The following is a 15304-nucleotide window of genomic DNA, read 5'->3' as shown; positions in this document are numbered from 1 at the left end:
GGATCCAGGGTGCGCTGTAGCCGAGGCGGTCGGTACGGTGCAGCCCTCGGCGCGAGCAACAACAGGGGCAGCCATGGCCAAAGACACACCGCATCGCGACCTCCGGGTCGGCGACGTTCTGCGAGTCAGCTGCCCGCCGGCCGAAGGCCGAGTGGTCGAGGTGACTCGTTTCCACGCCTCGGTCGAGTGGCCATGGGCCGAGATCGATCCGCAGTCCCAGTTCAAGTGGAACGGGCAGAGGGCCTTCACGATGTCGCCAGACTCCCCGGACTGGACCATGAGCCTGTTCAAGACCGATCCTGAGCCGTGGAACTTGCACGTCGGTGACAGCTGTCTCGTAGGCATACCTGAGACGCTGGTGCGGATCGTCGATATCGGCCGCTACGACCCTCCGCAGGATGTGGGCTGGCTTCCCCGCCCTCACACGATGCTGGTCGTCGTGCCTGTCGACCACCCCGACGAGGCTCTTTCCGAGGACGACGGAGACACGATCGACCTTGAACCAGCGGCACCTGTGACGTTCGAGCTGGTGTCGCGGTACTGACCTGTACGGGCCCCTCACGTGCTCGATCACATGGAGTCTCGCGGGGAACCACGCTGCGGAATCACCCGGGAAGGGGAAGGCCACTGACCGGAATCGCTGATCAGCAGCCCCTCATCGCCGGTGGGTGCGGGATGTGGCCCCACGGTGACTCGCGCCACGATGGGTTTCAAGACCGCGGGCCGGTTTCACTCAGCCTCAGCAGACGTAACGCGCAGGTGCTCACCGATCATGCTCCTGGCCGGAGACTAGACGAGGTCTCTGACAGCGGTGGGCCGGTCGGCGCTGGTCGGTCGTGAGGTGCGGCGGTGCAGTACCGACGGTCCGCGCATGAGCGACAGGTCCTCCCGACGACTCGGGTACGAGCCGACCCGAGGGCAATCAGAGGAGGACCCGTCACCGTTGTTCTCGTCTGAACGGGTCAGCTGGTGAAGTAGCCGGCGTCGAGCCCGATCCAGCCGTTGAACGTGCGCTGGTCGTAGACGCGCAGCGATCCGTCGGTGAGGACTTCCCAGCGGATGGTGAGGGAACCGGAAACCCCGGATCCGGTGGTCTGACCGACCAGGCCCTGCGTTCGGTTCGGGCGGATGTGCGGCGGGAGGACGAGGACCGTCTCGCCATTGGTCCACGGGGTGCCGTCGGTGCGGGCCAGCCGGAGGTGGATGTCTATGCGATTGCCGAGCTGGCGGTACTGGGGGATGTAGTTGTCGGAGTTGGGGGTGTAGACGTTGGTGTTGTAGTCCAGCGCGGTCCACGGGACGTGGTCGCCGGTGCCGTCGGTGGTGCTGGTGATGCCGTAGAGGGCCATCTGGCGAGGTCCTGGTTCTTGTGTGGCGAAGCCGAAGACGAGCTGCGGCCCGTTGAGCGTCGGGCGCACGGTGATGGCTTCGGTCTCGCGGTGGGAAAGGTCGAGGGCGGTGGCGTTGAAGGAGCGCTCGATCATCTCGCCGGTGGTGATGTCGTAGACGTTCCACCAGGAGTTGCCCGGTCGTGGGTTCGTGGCGCTGTAGGCGCTGCCCTCGTTCTGGTAGACGAGATCCCCGTACAGGCACCAGGCCTGGGTGCGGTAACAGGACGGGAAGCTGTGCAGCGGGGTGAAGGCGTGCTGCTTGAAGGCGTCAAGTTCGTAGACGCGGTATTCCTCGGCGCCGAGCGGCCCGTGTCGTACCCCTATCCGGCCGTGATCGACGTCCAGGGAAGGGGTGACATGAGAGGATCCCGGGACGGGGTCGAAGACCTCGATCTGGCTGCTTCCCGCATCGACGATGGCGTCGGCGGTGAATGCGATACGGCCGATACGCTTGCCGAAGGCGAACTCGCCGCTCTCGACGGGATCCGCGTCCGTCTCCAACCAGAGCCAAGGACGGCCGTCGACATGCTCGACGCCGAGTCCGCCGCCGTGGCCGACGCCCCTGAGGTACATGACGGCGCGGACGGTGCCTTCGGGAGTGACCTCGTTGACACACAGATCGCCCCGGCGGGCGCGGTCGGTGTCGGGTACGGGGGCGGGCTCGTCGGCCAGGCGGCGACCGTCACTGATGAGTTGGGTCACGTAGGCAAGGCCGGTCACCGGATCGAAGGCCACCTGTTGGTGCACCCTGCCCTGCTTGAGCCGGATCTCCCCGCCGAACAGATCGACGGCCTCGGCCCGCAGGTCGAACCTGTGCTGCGCGTTCCAGTTGATGCTGCTCGTCGGCTGGCCGTCGGCGGCGAGGGCCGCCGCGAGGGGAGCCTCGTGGCCGGTCGCCCGCGGGGCTCCGGCGGAGGCGAGGACAGGTGCCGCGGCCATGGCGGTGAGGATGGTGCGGCGAGTCAGCGACATGACGTGAGGCCTTCGTTGCCCGGCTGAGGCAGCGCGACGGACACGGCAGCGGTGGCCACGGTCGCGCTCGACGAGCTGCGGCTCGGTATTCGGATCGAACGGTGATTCATAAGCGTGCAAACCCCCCTTGCAAGATCATCTCTTGTACGGAGCCGACATCCTTGCACAGCGGGAGAAGAGGCACGGCACGGAGCGCCACAGGTCGCTCGGGGGTGCTCGTGGGGTGGGCGGTTCGCCGGCTCGGGATCGGGAAGCGGCTTTGTCATCGTTTTCGCCTGGATGGGGGGACCGCCCCCAGTGGGGCAGATGATGGCAACTGGGGAGTCCGTGCCACCCCCATGGTGAGTCCGGTGGCGAGTGGAACTCCCCACCGGACTCACCATGAACTGGTAGAGGCCCTGCGCCACCCCGACCCGGATATCCGCGACGGCGCTCCCTCCGTGGTGCTGCGCACGTGGATCCAGCGGGACGTCATCGACAAGCCGTTGCACGCCCGGCTGGGCGCCGTGAGGGCAGACCGGTTCGACGACCCCGAGATCCAGGCGCGCACCTTCGCCCCGCTCGTACTCGACATCATCGTCGGCCGTGGCGACTCCGACCCGGCGCGGCGCCCCCACCGTGGCCGCGCACACCTCCCACGCCATGCGCACGCTGCGGATGCCGTACCTCCTCGCCGACACCGGAGTCCGGATCGACGGTGCCCCCGTGCGCTCGCCGCACGCGGAGACGTTGAAGCGACGGCTGACGCACAAGTGTTGGCCCTCACCTTCCGGGGCATGACGCGGGGGTGTCGCCGCATGGTGAGGCACGCCCCCGGACGGGCCGGGGTGTCTCCGGAGTAGGCCCCGGACTCCTGTCTCGAACGCCAACTGCAATGGAGGTGCGTCTTCGCTGGTCGGCGAGCGTCTTCTCGACCGCGTTGCTGGTCACGGCGTGGCATGCCGGCCGGGCTCGCCGGGGCCCGTGGTGTGTCTGGTTAGACGGGCGGTGACGGCGGAGGGGCGCCTGGAAGGGTCGGCTTCTCAGGGTGCTGGATGTCGCCGCTGCCGAGCAGGACGCGGGCTCGGACCTGCATCGGCTCGTCGCCGCGCCGGGAGAGCAGGACCAGCTCGTCGACCCGGGCCGCCATGGGTTCGAGGAGGGCCTCCGCCTTGCGGGCGAGGGGGTGCGGGTCCGTGGCACGGCCGAGGGACAGGTGCGGGGTGAAGCCGTGCGAGTGCGATCCGCAGAGCGGGAAGCGGAGCTCCAGGGACTCCCGCAGCCGCGCCCAGGGCTCGTGGTCGGCGGCGGCCGGGTCGAGCCAGACGGTGGCGTCCTCGCGGTGCTTGAACCAGTGGACGCCCGTCAGTCGGGCGGTGAACGGCGGCGTCTCGGCGAGTGCCGCGGCGACCAGCGGCAGGGCCCGGGCGAACTCGGCCTCGGGGACGAAGCCGAAGAGCACGTTGACGTGCGGCGGCCAGCGGCGGATCTGCCGGTCGTGTTCGCGGCGGATGTGCTGGATCGGCGGCCACAACTCCGGTGGCGGCAGCCAGGCGACGGCGGTGCGGCTCGTCGACGGGACGGCGAGGATGTCGCCGGGTGCCGGGGCGCTCACGGGACCGACCTGCCCGAGGAGGGTCTCGTCGAGGCGGTCGATGCCGCGGGCGCGGTCCCAGACGACCTGGCCGTCCGCTTCGAAGAACCTCACCCGGTGCCAGGGGATCTCCCCGCCCGGTACGAAGTCGCCGAGCAGGACCCGTTTCGGCGGGGCCCCGCGCTCGGCGATCCCCATCACGAACCGCTCGGGGTCGAAGCGTGGGTCCCAGAGCACCCGGTGGTAGATCTCGTCGCTGGTGTGCACGTCAGTACCTGTCCTCGACTATCAGGGTGACGCGCGTCCGGCCGGCCCTGCAATTCCAGGACCCGGCCCGCCCACCTCGCCGCGGTTCCGGCAGGAGGGCGAAAGACCGCGGCGGTCTCCGCCTCGGAATCCCGGCTCGGACACCGGAGGGCAACTGGCCGGCTGGTTACTGCCCGGCACGGGTGAGGCAGACCGGGGCGCGCAGGTCCAGGGCGAGCGTCGGCGCCCGGTACGGAAGGAGGTGATCAGCCGTCCTCCGGCGCCTCTCGGCCGGCTCCCTCCACCCCCGGGGACGGTCGTGACGACAACCTGGGCCTCAGACCGGCGGCCTGCTCCGCGTTCTCGCGGGGATGGTCGCCTGTCCCCATGCGCGGGAGGTCCCTCGTCCCTCGCTGCGGTGTGCAGTCGGACAGGTCTCGGCGTGCATGGTGGTGTCAGGGCGTGATGCCGACGGGCTGGTGTTTCGGGCGCGTGGGGGCCGGGCGCGAGTGAACTATCTTGGGCGGCAGTGAGATGAGAAGGAGACACTCCGTGGCATCCGGGCAGCAGGCGCGTGCACAGGCAGCCGCGATCACGCCGGGCAGGCGCTCGTCTGAGGCCGAGTCCGAGGCCGAGTCCGAGACCGATGGCGGGGTCGGGGCCGGGGCGGCTTCTCCCGCCGAGCGGGTGCGGGCGCTGTTCGGCGGGCACCGGCTGTCTCCCGCGCAGCGGCGTATCGCCCAGTTCCTGACCGATCACCTCACCGAGGCCGCGTTCCTGTCCATCACCGAGCTCGCGGAGCGCGTGGGGGTCAGTCAGCCGTCCGTGACCCGGTTCGCCTCGTCACTGGGATTCAGTGGCTACCCCGCGCTCCGGGAGGCGCTCCAGCCCATCGCGCTCAGCGCGGTCGCCGGGGCACCGGGCGAGGGGGAGGAGAGGCATCGCAACGAGCTCCAGTCGGCGATCGACGCCGAGATCGAGAACCTGACGTCGCTGCGGCGCGTCCTCGCCGACCCCGACCGGATCGTCGCCATCGGCCGTGAGCTGGCCCGGTCCGTTCCCCTGACGGTCGTCGGCCTGCGGATCTCGGTCTCCCTCGCCGAGTACTTCGCGTACGCCGCGCGGCGCATCCACCCTGACGTCCGGGTGGTCACGCGGGGTGGCAGCGTCGCCTTCGACGGGCTGCTCCAGGCGCGCGAGGCGGGCGGCACGTGGGTGCTGGCCTTCGCGATGCCGCGGCACGCCAAGGAGACCCTCGCCGTCGTGCGTGCCGCCCGCGGTGTCGGGCTGCGCGTCGCGCTGATCACGGATCTCGCGCTCGGGCCGCTGGTCGACGAGGCCGACGAGGTGTTCACCGCGGGCACGGGCTCGCGGCTCGTCTTCGACTCGTACGCGGCGCCGGGGGTCCTGTCCGCGGGCATCCTCCAGGCCATGGCGGACGCGGACCCGGAGCGTACACAGGCTCGGCTTGAGAAGTACGAGCACGCGGCCGAGCAGCACGATTTCTTCCTGGACGACTGAGACCGGCTGAAACCGATCAAGACGGCTCGGCCGACTTCTGGTCTCCGCTTGATCGTTTGGCATGAAAATTTTCATACCCTTGCCTACTTGGCGGTATATATATTTACTACAAGGACCCCACGCCGGAACATCGAAGGCCGCCTCCTCCTCCTCTGACGACCCCGATGTTTCGACGGTCCGCGCCGCGTCTCGCGGGTGCTCTGTGGCGGCTCCGACCGGCCCCTGGGTCGGAGCCGCCGTACAGAGCAGCGCTGTCGGCGATGAACAACTGCGGTATCGCCGGGCCGACGGGCGGCAAGATCGTCGCTCGACAGTGCTCTCGTCGAGAGGCCGGTGGCGAGCGCCTGGCTATCCTGTGCTGCTGTGACTGGGTCTGCGCGGCTTCCGCTGTTGTTCCTCGACGTCGACGGACCGCTCATCCCGTTCGGGGCGGAGCCGCAGCAGTATCCAACCTATGCGCTCGGTCCTGATCTGCGTGGGGCTGATGCGAACCCGCTCCTGGCCAGGATCGATCCTCAGCACGGGGCCAAGCTGGCCGTGCTTCCCTGTGAGGTGGTCTGGGCCACGACGTGGATGGATGAAGCGAACGAGTGCATCGCTCCGCTGCTCGGTCTTCAGCAGCTTGCCGTGGTTGTCTGGCCGGAGCCGTCGGGCGTTGATGATCAGGACGAACGCGAGGGGCTGCACTGGAAGACTCGTACCCTTGTCGACTGGGCGGCAGGACGGCCTTTCATCTGGGTCGATGACGAGGTCACGGACGTAGATCGGGCTTGGATTGCCGCCCATCACGAGGGAGGCGCCCTGGTCCACCGGGTCGACGCCCGCCGTGGTCTCACTGATGGCGACTATGCGGCTCTCGCCGTGTGGCTGCGACAGCCGTTCGGCGAGAACCTGGTGTGATCAGCCGGCCTTGGCGGCTTGGGCTCGGGCTCGTGTACTGGCGAGTTCTGGTTCTGGTCCGACTTCCGTGGAGGTCTCACGCTCTGTAACGTCGCGGGACTGGACGGCCCTTCGTGACTCGTTGACAGACCTGTTTGGGATCATGCCCGCATGGACTTCGACCTCGCCCCACCGGTCGGCGTGGGCCCGTTGCGGATCGGTATGACTCGGCAATCGGCCAATACGGCGCTGGACTCGCTCCGCGATCTCTCCGCACTCTCGGAATCCGACCGGCCGGGTCAGCACGTCTTCCGCCCCAGCGGACTGATGATCAGCATCCACTGCATGCGCGACATGCTCGAAGCCGTCGAACTCGGGAGGCCGTCGACTCAGGCAGACCGAGTCGTCTTCCGCGGCCTGGACGTGTTCGCGCTCCCGGCCCGCGAACTGGTGCAACGCATGGGTGAGTACACCTCGATCGAGGCAGACCCCGACGACCCTGCGTGTTTCGTCGCCTCTGACCTGCTCCTGAGCTTCTGGCGCCCGTTCGAAGCCGACGACGAGCCGGAGGAAGAGCAGGGCTACTACTTCAGCACGGTCCTGCTGGCACGGCCTGGTTACTACGACACCCCTGCTCAGGCTGCGGAGCGACTCCAGCAGAGCTTGTGAGGGGCCCGGTCCGATGCCGGCAGGACCTGTTTCCGCAAGAGGCTGAAGCCGACCTGCCGTACATCCGACGCTCGGTCATTTGATCCGGTTGACGTGGCCCTCGACGACGCGGACCGCCTTGATCCAGTGCGGGAGCGGGGCGCCCCGGTGCTGGGTGAGCATCCTCTCGAACGCGCGGACCTGCCCGGCGAAGGAGACTTCGAGCTTCAGGCGTTCACTCTCCGGCAGAGCGTCGGGGCGGGGCAGGATCCAGCCCGCGACCGTCCGTGGGGACGGTGGGCGGGCTGCCGCTTCTGCCACGGCCCCCCGGGACAGGCCTTCCGGCTTCACGGCGTCCGCCGGCCGCTGGACGGTTCCTCAGGTCATGCCGAGTCGGCGCTGCGCTGGACCGAGTCTCGGCCTTGGGTCGCGCCCGGGGGCGTCAGGCGCCGGCGATCAGCGTTCCGCCCATGGCGAGCATGGTCGCCGCGACGAGCCCGTCCAGTACGCGCCAGGCCTTCGGCCGGGAGAGGACGCCGCTCAGCAGCCGGGCGCCGAAGCCCAGGGTGAAGAACCAGCCAAGGCTGGCGAGGGCCGCGCCCGCGCCGAAGGCCCAGCGCAGGTCGCCGCGGTCGGAGGCGAGCGAGCCGAGTAGCAGGACGGTGTCCAGATACACGTGCGGGTTGAGCCATGTCATCGCCAGGCACGTCAGGACCGCCCGGCGGGCGGATCCGGCCTCCGGTCCGCCCGCGTCCAGGGCGGCGGCCGGGTCGGGACGCAGTACGCGCCGGGCGGCGAGGACGCCGTAGCCGAGCAGGAACGCCCCGCCCGCCAGGCCCACCGCGGTCAGCGCCGCCGGCCACGCCGTGACCACCGCACCCACCCCCGCCACGCCGAGTGTGATCAGTACCGCGTCCGATACGGCGCAGATCGCGACGACCGCGAGGACGGCGTGGCCGCGGGCGCCTTGGCGCAGGACGAACGCGTTCTGGGCGCCGATGGCCACGATGAGAGACAGTCCGGTTCCGAATCCGGCGAGTACGGCGGCGATGAGGCTGCTGGTCATGGCATCGACCGTAAGGACCACGCCTGGATGCGTACAGCTAAAGATTCTTAAGTACCCTTAGCCCTACTTATGGACGAGCTTCCCCTGGACCAGGTCCGGACGCTGCTCGCGGTGGTCGACGAGGGCACCTTCGACGCCGCGGCCGCCGCCCTGCACGTGACCCCCTCGGCCGTCAGCCAGCGAGTCAAGGCTCTGGAGCAGCGCACCGGCCGGGTCCTGCTGATGCGCACCAAACCGGTACGACCCACCGAGTCCGGCGAGGTGGTGGTGCGGTTCGCCCGCCAGCTGGCGCGGCTGGAACTGGACGCCCGCGCCGAATTGGGCCTGGCGGCCGAGCAGGGCCCGGTCCGTATCCCGGTCGCGGTCAACGCCGACTCCCTGGCCACCTGGTTCCTGCCGGCGCTCACCCGGGTCCCGCAGGACCCGCCGATCTGCTTCGAGCTCTACCGCGAGGACGAGGCCCACACCACCGCCCTGCTGCGCGAGGGCCAGGTGATGGCGGCCGTGACCTCCTCGCCCGATCCGGTGGCCGGCTGCACGGTACGACGGCTCGGTCTGGTCCGCTACCGGGCCGTGGCCGCACCCGAGTTCGCCGCTGTCCATCTCCGAGGGGCTCTGCCGGAGGATCTGTGCGAGGCCCCGACGGTGGTCTTCGACCGACGCGACGGCCTCCAGGACGCCTTCGTCCGGTCCCTCACCCGGGGACGTTCCGGCGCGGGGCGGATTCGCCACCTGGTGCCCACGTCCGACGGTTTCCGGGACGCGGTGGCCTTCGGCCTGGGCTGGGGCATGGTGCCCGAACCACAGGCGGAGTCGCTCCTGCGCTCCGGCCGGCTGGTGGAACTGGCGCCGACGCGGCCCATGGACGTCCCGCTGTACTGGCAGCAGTGGAAGCTGGACTCGCCCGCTCTGTCGACACTCGCCGAGGTGGTGGCGACGGCTGCCGCCGAGGCGCTGCTGACCGACCGGGGAAGCGCCTCGCCCGAACATCCGTGACACGGTGCGAGACCCCCTCTCGGCGCGAGGACGCGGGCCGGCGGACAGCCCTGGCGTGCGCTCCCACTCCGATGGCACACGGGTGTACGGGCTTCCGCAGGATGAGGGCTCCGGTCCTGAGGGATGGGGAGAAGGGGCGTCAACGGTGACCCAGCACGTTGACCACCCGCCCGTCGGGGTCACGGACGAAGAACCGCCGCACGCCCCACTCCTCGTCCTGCAAGGGGTGAATGATCTCCGCGCCGCTCGCCAGCATGACCGCATACGCCGCATCCACGTCGTCCACCTCGACGCTCATGTCGGGGGTGACAGGCGCGGTCTTGTCGCTGGTCATGACACTGATCTGCGCTGCCGGGCTGGACGGGGAGGCGAGCGTCGTGATCCAACCGTGGTTCATGACCTCCTCGAAGCCCAGCAGCCCGTAGAACTCCCGGCTCTCCTGCGCGGCCCCCGACCGGATGTTGGGCACGACACGGCGAACGGCCATCGACGACTCCAAACAAGAACGAAGGTGTCTCTGTCTCACCAGCAGTACTACGCCCCGTCCGCCGCCGCACGAGCTTTCGCTACACGCCCGAAAGCGTGTTGCAGAAGACGGTGTCCATCGTGCTCAGCCGGATCCAGCGGCGCACCGGGCGCCCCGTCGTCCATTCCGCACTGAACGAGCACCCGCCGACACCGCGTAGGACACCAGTGACTTCGCGCATCAGGCGTACGAGGCCGCCTTCGTCCAAGTCGACGCACGCTACTGGAATCTGGCGGTCGAGAACGAGTGCCGTCGGTGTCAGGCGAGGTCGATGGCGGGCTCGGTCGCGTAGCGGCTCATCGCGTCGATGTTGGCCTGTGGCGTCAGCGGCCTGCCGGCGGCGAGCACCTCCTGGAGGTCTCGGAAGTACTGCACGTACAGGTCGGGGGTGAACGTGCTGAGCATGACGGCGGGTTGGTCGGTCACATTGGCGAAGGTGTGAGGGGTACCGGGCGGAACCATCACGAGCGTGCCCGTGGCGGCGTCGTGGTCCTCGTCCCCGACGGTGAACCGCACGGTGCCGGAGATGATGTAGAAACCCTCGTCGTGTCGGCCGTGGCGGTGCTGCGGCGGTCCCTGGGTGTGCGGGGCGAGGACGGACTCGGCGATCGCGAGGCGGTGCCCGGTGCGGCTGCCGTCCTCCAGGACGCGCATGCGCGTGGTGCCCAGAACGATCGTCTCGCCGTCGCCGGGACCCACCACCGATACGGCGGGGTCGGTCTGCGGCTCGCTGGTCTTCGCTTCTTCGGTCATGCTCACGAGTGCACCGCCGGGGACCTGCCAGTGTCCAAGACCGATCCCGCGGCGCCGATACCCCGTGGGTATCGTTGCAGCGTGGAGCTACGGAGCTTGCGCTACTTCGTGGCGGTCGCCGAGGAACTCCACTTCGGCCGGGCCGCCACCCGACTGCACATGAGTCAGCCGCCGCTGAGCCGGGCGATCAAGCAGTTGGAGTCCGATGTCGGGGCCCCGCTGTTCACCCGCTCTCCCAAGGGGGGCACGCTCACTCCGGTGGGCTCGGTGCTCCTCGACGAGGCGCGGGCCCTCCTCGACCACGCCGACCGTGTCCGGGTACGCCTGAGCGCAGCTGCCGGCGTCGAAACCATCACGGTCGGCATCCTGGGCGACGGCACCGACCCGGGGGTGGCCAGACTGGCCGCCGCCTACCGCCGAAGCCACCCCGGCATCGACATCCGCATCCGCGACACCGATCTGACCGACCCGACCTGCGGGCTGCGCGCCGGTCTGGTCGACGTCGCGCTGACTCGGGCACCGTTCGACGAGACTGCCCTGACGGTACGTGTGCTGCGGAGCGACCCGGTCGGCGTGGTCCTGAACGCCGACGACCCGCTGGCCCGCCGCGACGGGCTGCGGCTGGCCGAGCTGAGCGACCGACGCTGGTTCCAGTTCCCGCAGGGCACCGACCCCGTCTGGCAGTCGTACTGGAACGGTGGCAGGCCGCGCGAGGGCCCGGTGGTGCGTGCCGTCCAGGAGTGCCTGCAGGCCGTGCTGTGGAACGGAACGGTCGGCGTGGCCCCGCTCGGACACGACCTGCCGGCGGAGCTGGCCGCGGTGCCGCTGCTCGACATGCCGCCGAGCCGAGTGGTGGCGGTATGGAACGAGGGTGACACCAATCCATTGATCCGATCCTTCATCGAGATCGCGACCGCCGCGTACCGTCACTGAGGACCGGCGACCGATGCTGCTCCCGCAGGGCGATCCCGGCCTCGTCGGCGAAGGTCCGTCCGTGGTCGCGCAGCAGCCGCGCGACGGTCGGGTCCGCAGAGGCCCGCTCCTCTTTCGGCCTGTGTCTCCCCCCGGTCCGGCTCTCACGCGTATGCCACCTGGTGCCGGGTAGTCGGTCGATGAGGAGGCGACGGGCCGTGGCCCGGTCGCCGGCAGCCCGGGCGACGACGATTCCGTGCCCACGGACCCCGGACGGCCCCCGTCCCGTACCGCGGAGGGCGGTTTCCATGAACACGCCGATGTCCCTCGTCCATGTCCCCGGAGGCCCGCTCCTGCTTCCCGCCGACGAGGTGACCGACCTCCTGCGGCGGCTCGCGACGTGCTGGCTGGACTCCGCCGGCGTAGAGGACTCCGGCCTCGAACCGGAGACCGTGGAGGCCCTGGTCGACTCGGTGACGGAGGTCGCGGACAGGATCGACACCGAGTGCATCGCGCTCATGCCGTTCCGCGGCGGAGAAGACGGCCGGAGCGGCGGGCCGGAAGGAAGGCGAGGACGATGAGCGAGCGGAAGAGCCCACGGCAGGACGAGCGGCTTCCCCGTGATCCCGAGGACCGGAGTGCCACGGTGGGCGATCCGCTGTCCGTGCCCGTCCCCGAGGACGTCGGAGGAGGCGAGGCACGGGACCGCGACGACGCGCGCACGGGCCCCGGCAGGCACACCAGGGCGGACCGCATCCACCCAGGGCCGGACGAACCGACGGACTGACCGGCAGGTGAGGGCGTCAGAGACCGTCACCGCCCGACCCCGCTCGGGCGAGCCGAGGGAGGCCCCGGTGCAGGGTCGCGCCGGCCGCCCGAGGGTGAAATCCGGAGCGTATTCGAATGCGCGGTCGCACGTCGGCGCGGTGGCGGATCGGAGGTCTTCCTGACTGGTTCCCCAGGGTCCACCGGGCCGCCGCCCGGCTCCCGGCGGCATTCCGGGCCCACGCGCTCGCCGCCGAGAACGGCTGGCTGCGCGACCGGCTTGCCCATCGACACCTTGTTGGACCTTGCCGCGGATGTGCTCCCCGCACAGTTGAGGCTGTCGCCCCCCCCGAAGTGCCCGAGTACCTCGACTCCCTCGCCCGGGCGATCGGACTATCGGCCGAGGACACTGCCTGACATCGTCAACGCCGCCGCGGGGAACGCCGTCGTTCCGGAGGGGAGCGAAGGCTTCCTCATGGTGGTCTTGAGTTGGAGGATCTCGCCGCGTGCGGAGACGTCGATCCGGCTGGTCAGGTCGCCCTGGGCGACGGCGGTGGTGACCTGGGCGATGTTGCGGACCTGGTTGGTGAGGTTGTCGGCCATGGTGTTGACGCCGGAGGTCAGCTCGCGTCAGACCCCGCGGGAGCGGGGTTGGCGGATCCGGCTGCCGAGCAGTCCCTGTGCGCCGACCTCGTCGGCGACCCGGGTGACCTCGGAGGTGACCAGGGAGAGGTGGCCGACCATGTCGTTGTAGACGCCGGCGATCTCGCCGAGGATGCCGCCGCCGGTGTCGGGCAGTCGGACGGACAGGTCGCCCTCTCGTACGGCGGTCAGCCCGGCGAGCAGCCGCCGCAGGCCGTCCTCGTCGAGTTCGGTCTGCGGCACCGTCGGGTCCGGGGTGGGGCCGTGCTCTGTCATGGACGACCTCGCACAGGGCGATCGCGGAACGTGTGCGGGGCCGGTGGGCGGCCTCTCGTCACCACTCCACCCTAGGCGGGCGAGGGCGAGGGCGAGGCGTGCCCGGCCCGGCGCAGCACCTCCACCTCGAACCACACGGCCTTACCGCTGCTCCGGGGGACGCAGCCCCAGGCGTCCGCCAGCCGTCCGAGGAGGTACAGACCGTGGCCGGAGGGGCGGTCGGCGTGGTGCGGGCCGTGGGGCCTGGGTCGTACCGGGCTCGTGTCGCTGACCTGCACCCACAGCCGGCCGTCGGTCCGGTCGAGCCGCAGTTCGTACGGGACGCCACCATGGGTGAAGGCGTTGGTGACGACCTCGGAGACGAGCAGGAGGGCGTCCTCGGCGGCGACCTGCCCGGGGTCCCCGGCGGGCCCGAACCAGTCGCACAGGGCCTGCCCCGTGAGTTCGCGACACTCCCGCACCACTCCGTCACCGGCAGTCAACTCGTACCGGCGCATCCGGGCGGTCGGGGGCCGCATGCGCGGACTGGTCATGTGCGGCGGCTGCCCCGCCCCGGCCCGGCAAACCCTGCGGAGGGGGGCGAAATTTTGCCCACCTCAGCCGTCCGGGGCAGTGAGCGCGGTGCCGGCGCCCTCGTACACCCGGAAGAGCCGCAGCGCGCCGATGATCTCGAAGATGCTGTCCACCGGCGGCCACGGCCCCGAGGTCCACACGTCTGCCCTCGGGGCCCAGACGCAGCCGTGACTTCAGCAGGACGTTCCTCCCGGTCGAGTCGCAGAACTGCAGTCCGGAGCAGTCCACGACGACGCGGACCGCCTCGGAGATCGACTTCAGGGCGGTCCGGTTCCGCCGTGTCCCGGTTCAGCCGCTCGCGCGGTCGGTCGCCGCATCGTCCTGGAGGAGGCCGTTCCTGAGTTCGCCGAGGATGCGGGTGAGCAGTCGCGAGACGTGCATCTGGGAGAGGCCGATGCGGTTGCCTATCTCCGCCTGGGTGAGTTCCTCGCCGAAGCGGAGTTCCGGGATGCGCCGGTCGCGGTGGTCGCGGTGGTCGAGCCGGGCGAGCAGCGGCCGCAGCGCCGTGAGCGATTCGATCAGCTCGTACGAGGGTTCCGAACCGGCCAGGTGGCGGGCGGCCGAGCGGAGATCGAGCGGGAACTCGGCCGCGACGAGCTGTTCGCGCGACGGCTGTGCACGATGCGGCGGCTGCGGCGCCTGCGCGTGCCCTCGGTGTGTGTGCTCCGACGCCCGTGCGTGCGCTCGGTTGGGGGAGCGTGCCGTCGTCTTCCCGACCACAGGCCGTCGCCCCGGGCGCTGTCCGGGGCGACGGCCTGTGGTCGGGCGGCTGGCACTCACCATCGGTACCAGCGGCCGCTGCCGCTGCGCATCAGGAAGCCGAGCAGCCACAGCACGAGGACCGCGATGGCGACGTACCAGAGCACCTCGACGGCGAAACCCGCGCCGAACAGCACGAGAATCACGAGGAGTACGAGAAGAAGGGGAACCATGGCTGCCTCCGCCATCCGCGGGGCCCGGCCGGTCGGTTGTCGGCACGGGGAATCGGTACCAGCGCGGCTGCCCCTTTCTCCCGGGAACATACATGTCACGTGAGGGTGCCCGAGGAGAACCGGGGCACGACGTCTGAGGCGCTCGTACGAGGGTGAGGAGCGCCAGCGGCCGGGGTCGCGACACCGGAGAGGAAGCACACCGTGCCACCCGACGGAAAGCTCGAGGGACGGAACGTCCTCGTCCTCACGACGAACTACGGCACCGAGCGGGACGAGCTGCGGAAACCGGTGGAAGCCCTGCGTGAGACCGGCGCCCGGGTCACGGTCGCCGCAGAAGGACGAGCCCGTACAGACCCTCGTCTCCGACCGTCACCCGGGCGACCGAGGCCGGGTACGACGCCGTGCTGGTGCCGGGCGGCACCCTGAGCGCCGACCACTTGAGGACCGATGCCGACGCCCGGCACCTTGTCTCGTCCGCGGTCAACCGCGTGCTCACGGACGGGCCCTGACTCCGGGGCGCGCTCCATGGCGGCGTCGTGATCAGCCTTTCGTGGTGGCGTCGGCCAGTGCGTCGACCACCTCGCTGAACCGGCCGTGCCGGTGGAAGACGGCGCGCTGTCGGGCGGCGCCGCC

General features: G+C 70.2%; 19 protein-coding genes and 1 pseudogene. 9 read left to right on the top strand and 11 right to left on the bottom strand.

From position 1 onward, the window contains the following. The first annotated feature begins 73 nt into the window (after positions 1–73). Positions 74–544, top strand: coding sequence for a hypothetical protein (locus GGE06_RS23420; RefSeq protein ID WP_184931626.1), 471 nt, complete (start codon positions 74–76; stop codon positions 542–544). A gap of 418 nt (positions 545–962) precedes the next feature. On the opposite strand, the gene GGE06_RS23415 is transcribed toward GGE06_RS23420, so the two are convergent. Beyond that, positions 963–2363, bottom strand: coding sequence for a signaling protein (locus GGE06_RS23415; RefSeq protein ID WP_184931625.1), 1401 nt, complete (start codon positions 2361–2363; stop codon positions 963–965). A 585-nt stretch (positions 2364–2948) separates the two neighbouring features. On the opposite strand from GGE06_RS23415, the gene GGE06_RS23410 reads away from it, so the two are divergent. Beyond that, on the top strand, positions 2949–3143 hold the full coding sequence (locus GGE06_RS23410) for a hypothetical protein (RefSeq protein ID WP_147321163.1): 195 nt from the start codon (positions 2949–2951) through the stop codon (positions 3141–3143). Between the two features lie 196 nt (positions 3144–3339). Here GGE06_RS23410 and GGE06_RS23405 read toward each other — a convergent pair whose 3' ends face one another. Further along, on the bottom strand, positions 3340–4203 hold the full coding sequence (locus GGE06_RS23405; protein WP_184931624.1) for an RNA repair domain-containing protein: 864 nt from the start codon (positions 4201–4203) through the stop codon (positions 3340–3342). A gap of 531 nt (positions 4204–4734) precedes the next feature. On the opposite strand from GGE06_RS23405, the gene GGE06_RS23400 reads away from it, so the two are divergent. The 3 genes from GGE06_RS23400 to GGE06_RS23390 all read left to right on the top strand — a co-directional run bounded on the left by GGE06_RS23400 (position 4735) and on the right by GGE06_RS23390 (position 7251). Further along, positions 4735–5703 carry a MurR/RpiR family transcriptional regulator gene (locus GGE06_RS23400; protein ID WP_116164760.1) on the top strand — a complete coding sequence of 323 codons (969 nt, stop codon included), beginning with the start codon at positions 4735–4737 and terminating at the stop codon, positions 5701–5703. Positions 5704–6066: 363 nt separating this feature from the next. Next, positions 6067–6603 carry an HAD domain-containing protein gene (locus GGE06_RS23395; protein ID WP_184931623.1) on the top strand — a complete coding sequence of 179 codons (537 nt, stop codon included), beginning with the start codon at positions 6067–6069 and terminating at the stop codon, positions 6601–6603. Between the two features lie 150 nt (positions 6604–6753). Continuing rightward, complete coding sequence (locus tag GGE06_RS23390; protein ID WP_116164764.1) at positions 6754–7251, top strand: hypothetical protein; 498 nt, start codon at positions 6754–6756, stop codon at positions 7249–7251. A gap of 75 nt (positions 7252–7326) precedes the next feature. Here the strand turns inward: GGE06_RS23390 and GGE06_RS23385 are convergent, their stop codons facing one another. Both GGE06_RS23385 and GGE06_RS23380 read right to left on the bottom strand, forming a co-directional pair. Then, complete coding sequence (locus GGE06_RS23385; protein ID WP_184931622.1) at positions 7327–7551, bottom strand: hypothetical protein; 225 nt, start codon at positions 7549–7551, stop codon at positions 7327–7329. Positions 7552–7672: 121 nt separating this feature from the next. After that, positions 7673–8296, bottom strand: a complete 624-nt coding sequence (locus GGE06_RS23380; protein WP_116164768.1) for a LysE/ArgO family amino acid transporter — start codon at positions 8294–8296, stop codon at positions 7673–7675. A 69-nt stretch (positions 8297–8365) separates the two neighbouring features. On the opposite strand from GGE06_RS23380, the gene GGE06_RS23375 reads away from it, so the two are divergent. After that, positions 8366–9292: a LysR family transcriptional regulator ArgP gene (locus tag GGE06_RS23375; protein ID WP_116164770.1), complete on the top strand. Its 927-nt coding sequence runs from the start codon at positions 8366–8368 to the stop codon at positions 9290–9292. A gap of 139 nt (positions 9293–9431) precedes the next feature. Here GGE06_RS23375 and GGE06_RS23370 read toward each other — a convergent pair whose 3' ends face one another. Continuing rightward, entirely contained in the window at positions 9432–9779 is a 348-nt protein-coding gene (locus GGE06_RS23370) for a VOC family protein (protein ID WP_116164772.1), read from the bottom strand. Between the two features lie 297 nt (positions 9780–10076). After that, on the bottom strand, positions 10077–10571 hold the full coding sequence (locus GGE06_RS23365) for a cupin domain-containing protein (RefSeq protein WP_181924799.1): 495 nt from the start codon (positions 10569–10571) through the stop codon (positions 10077–10079). 81 nt (positions 10572–10652) lie between these two features. Between GGE06_RS23365 and GGE06_RS23360 the strand changes: the two genes are divergently transcribed. From GGE06_RS23360 to GGE06_RS23350, 3 genes are all read left to right on the top strand, one after another. Next, complete coding sequence (locus GGE06_RS23360; RefSeq protein ID WP_312883254.1) at positions 10653–11504, top strand: LysR family transcriptional regulator; 852 nt, start codon at positions 10653–10655, stop codon at positions 11502–11504. Between the two features lie 287 nt (positions 11505–11791). Further along, on the top strand, positions 11792–12064 hold the full coding sequence (locus GGE06_RS23355; protein ID WP_147321165.1) for a DUF6213 family protein: 273 nt from the start codon (positions 11792–11794) through the stop codon (positions 12062–12064). Then, complete coding sequence (locus GGE06_RS23350; RefSeq protein ID WP_184931621.1) at positions 12061–12270, top strand: hypothetical protein; 210 nt, start codon at positions 12061–12063, stop codon at positions 12268–12270. The genes GGE06_RS23355 and GGE06_RS23350 overlap by 4 nt, the downstream gene beginning before the upstream one ends. A 452-nt stretch (positions 12271–12722) precedes the next feature. Here the strand turns inward: GGE06_RS23350 and GGE06_RS44250 are convergent. The 5 genes and pseudogenes from GGE06_RS44250 to GGE06_RS23330 form a co-directional block, all read right to left on the bottom strand. Then, positions 12723–12878: pseudogene (locus tag GGE06_RS44250) on the bottom strand (HAMP domain-containing protein); the annotation flags it as partial. Continuing rightward, the gene (locus tag GGE06_RS44245) at positions 12879–13166 is read right to left on the bottom strand and encodes a HAMP domain-containing protein (RefSeq protein WP_446696913.1); all 288 of its coding nucleotides are present in this window, start codon (positions 13164–13166) and stop codon (positions 12879–12881) included. Between the two features lie 71 nt (positions 13167–13237). After that, positions 13238–13699, bottom strand: a complete 462-nt coding sequence (locus GGE06_RS23340; protein WP_184931620.1) for an ATP-binding protein — start codon at positions 13697–13699, stop codon at positions 13238–13240. Between the two features lie 328 nt (positions 13700–14027). Further along, on the bottom strand, positions 14028–14459 hold the full coding sequence (locus GGE06_RS44090) for a sigma-70 family RNA polymerase sigma factor (RefSeq protein WP_376773581.1): 432 nt from the start codon (positions 14457–14459) through the stop codon (positions 14028–14030). 56 nt (positions 14460–14515) lie between these two features. Then, the gene (locus tag GGE06_RS23330; protein WP_116164784.1) at positions 14516–14671 is read right to left on the bottom strand and encodes a hydrophobic protein; all 156 of its coding nucleotides are present in this window, start codon (positions 14669–14671) and stop codon (positions 14516–14518) included. Between the last annotated feature and the right edge of the window lie 633 nt (positions 14672–15304).

It is taken from the genome of Streptomyces nymphaeiformis (genome assembly GCF_014203895.1).
GTDB lineage: Bacteria > Actinomycetota > Actinomycetes > Streptomycetales > Streptomycetaceae > Streptomyces > Streptomyces nymphaeiformis.
The sequence above is the reverse complement of the archived record's forward strand: the minus strand, read 5'-3'. Positions and strand labels throughout refer to the sequence as shown.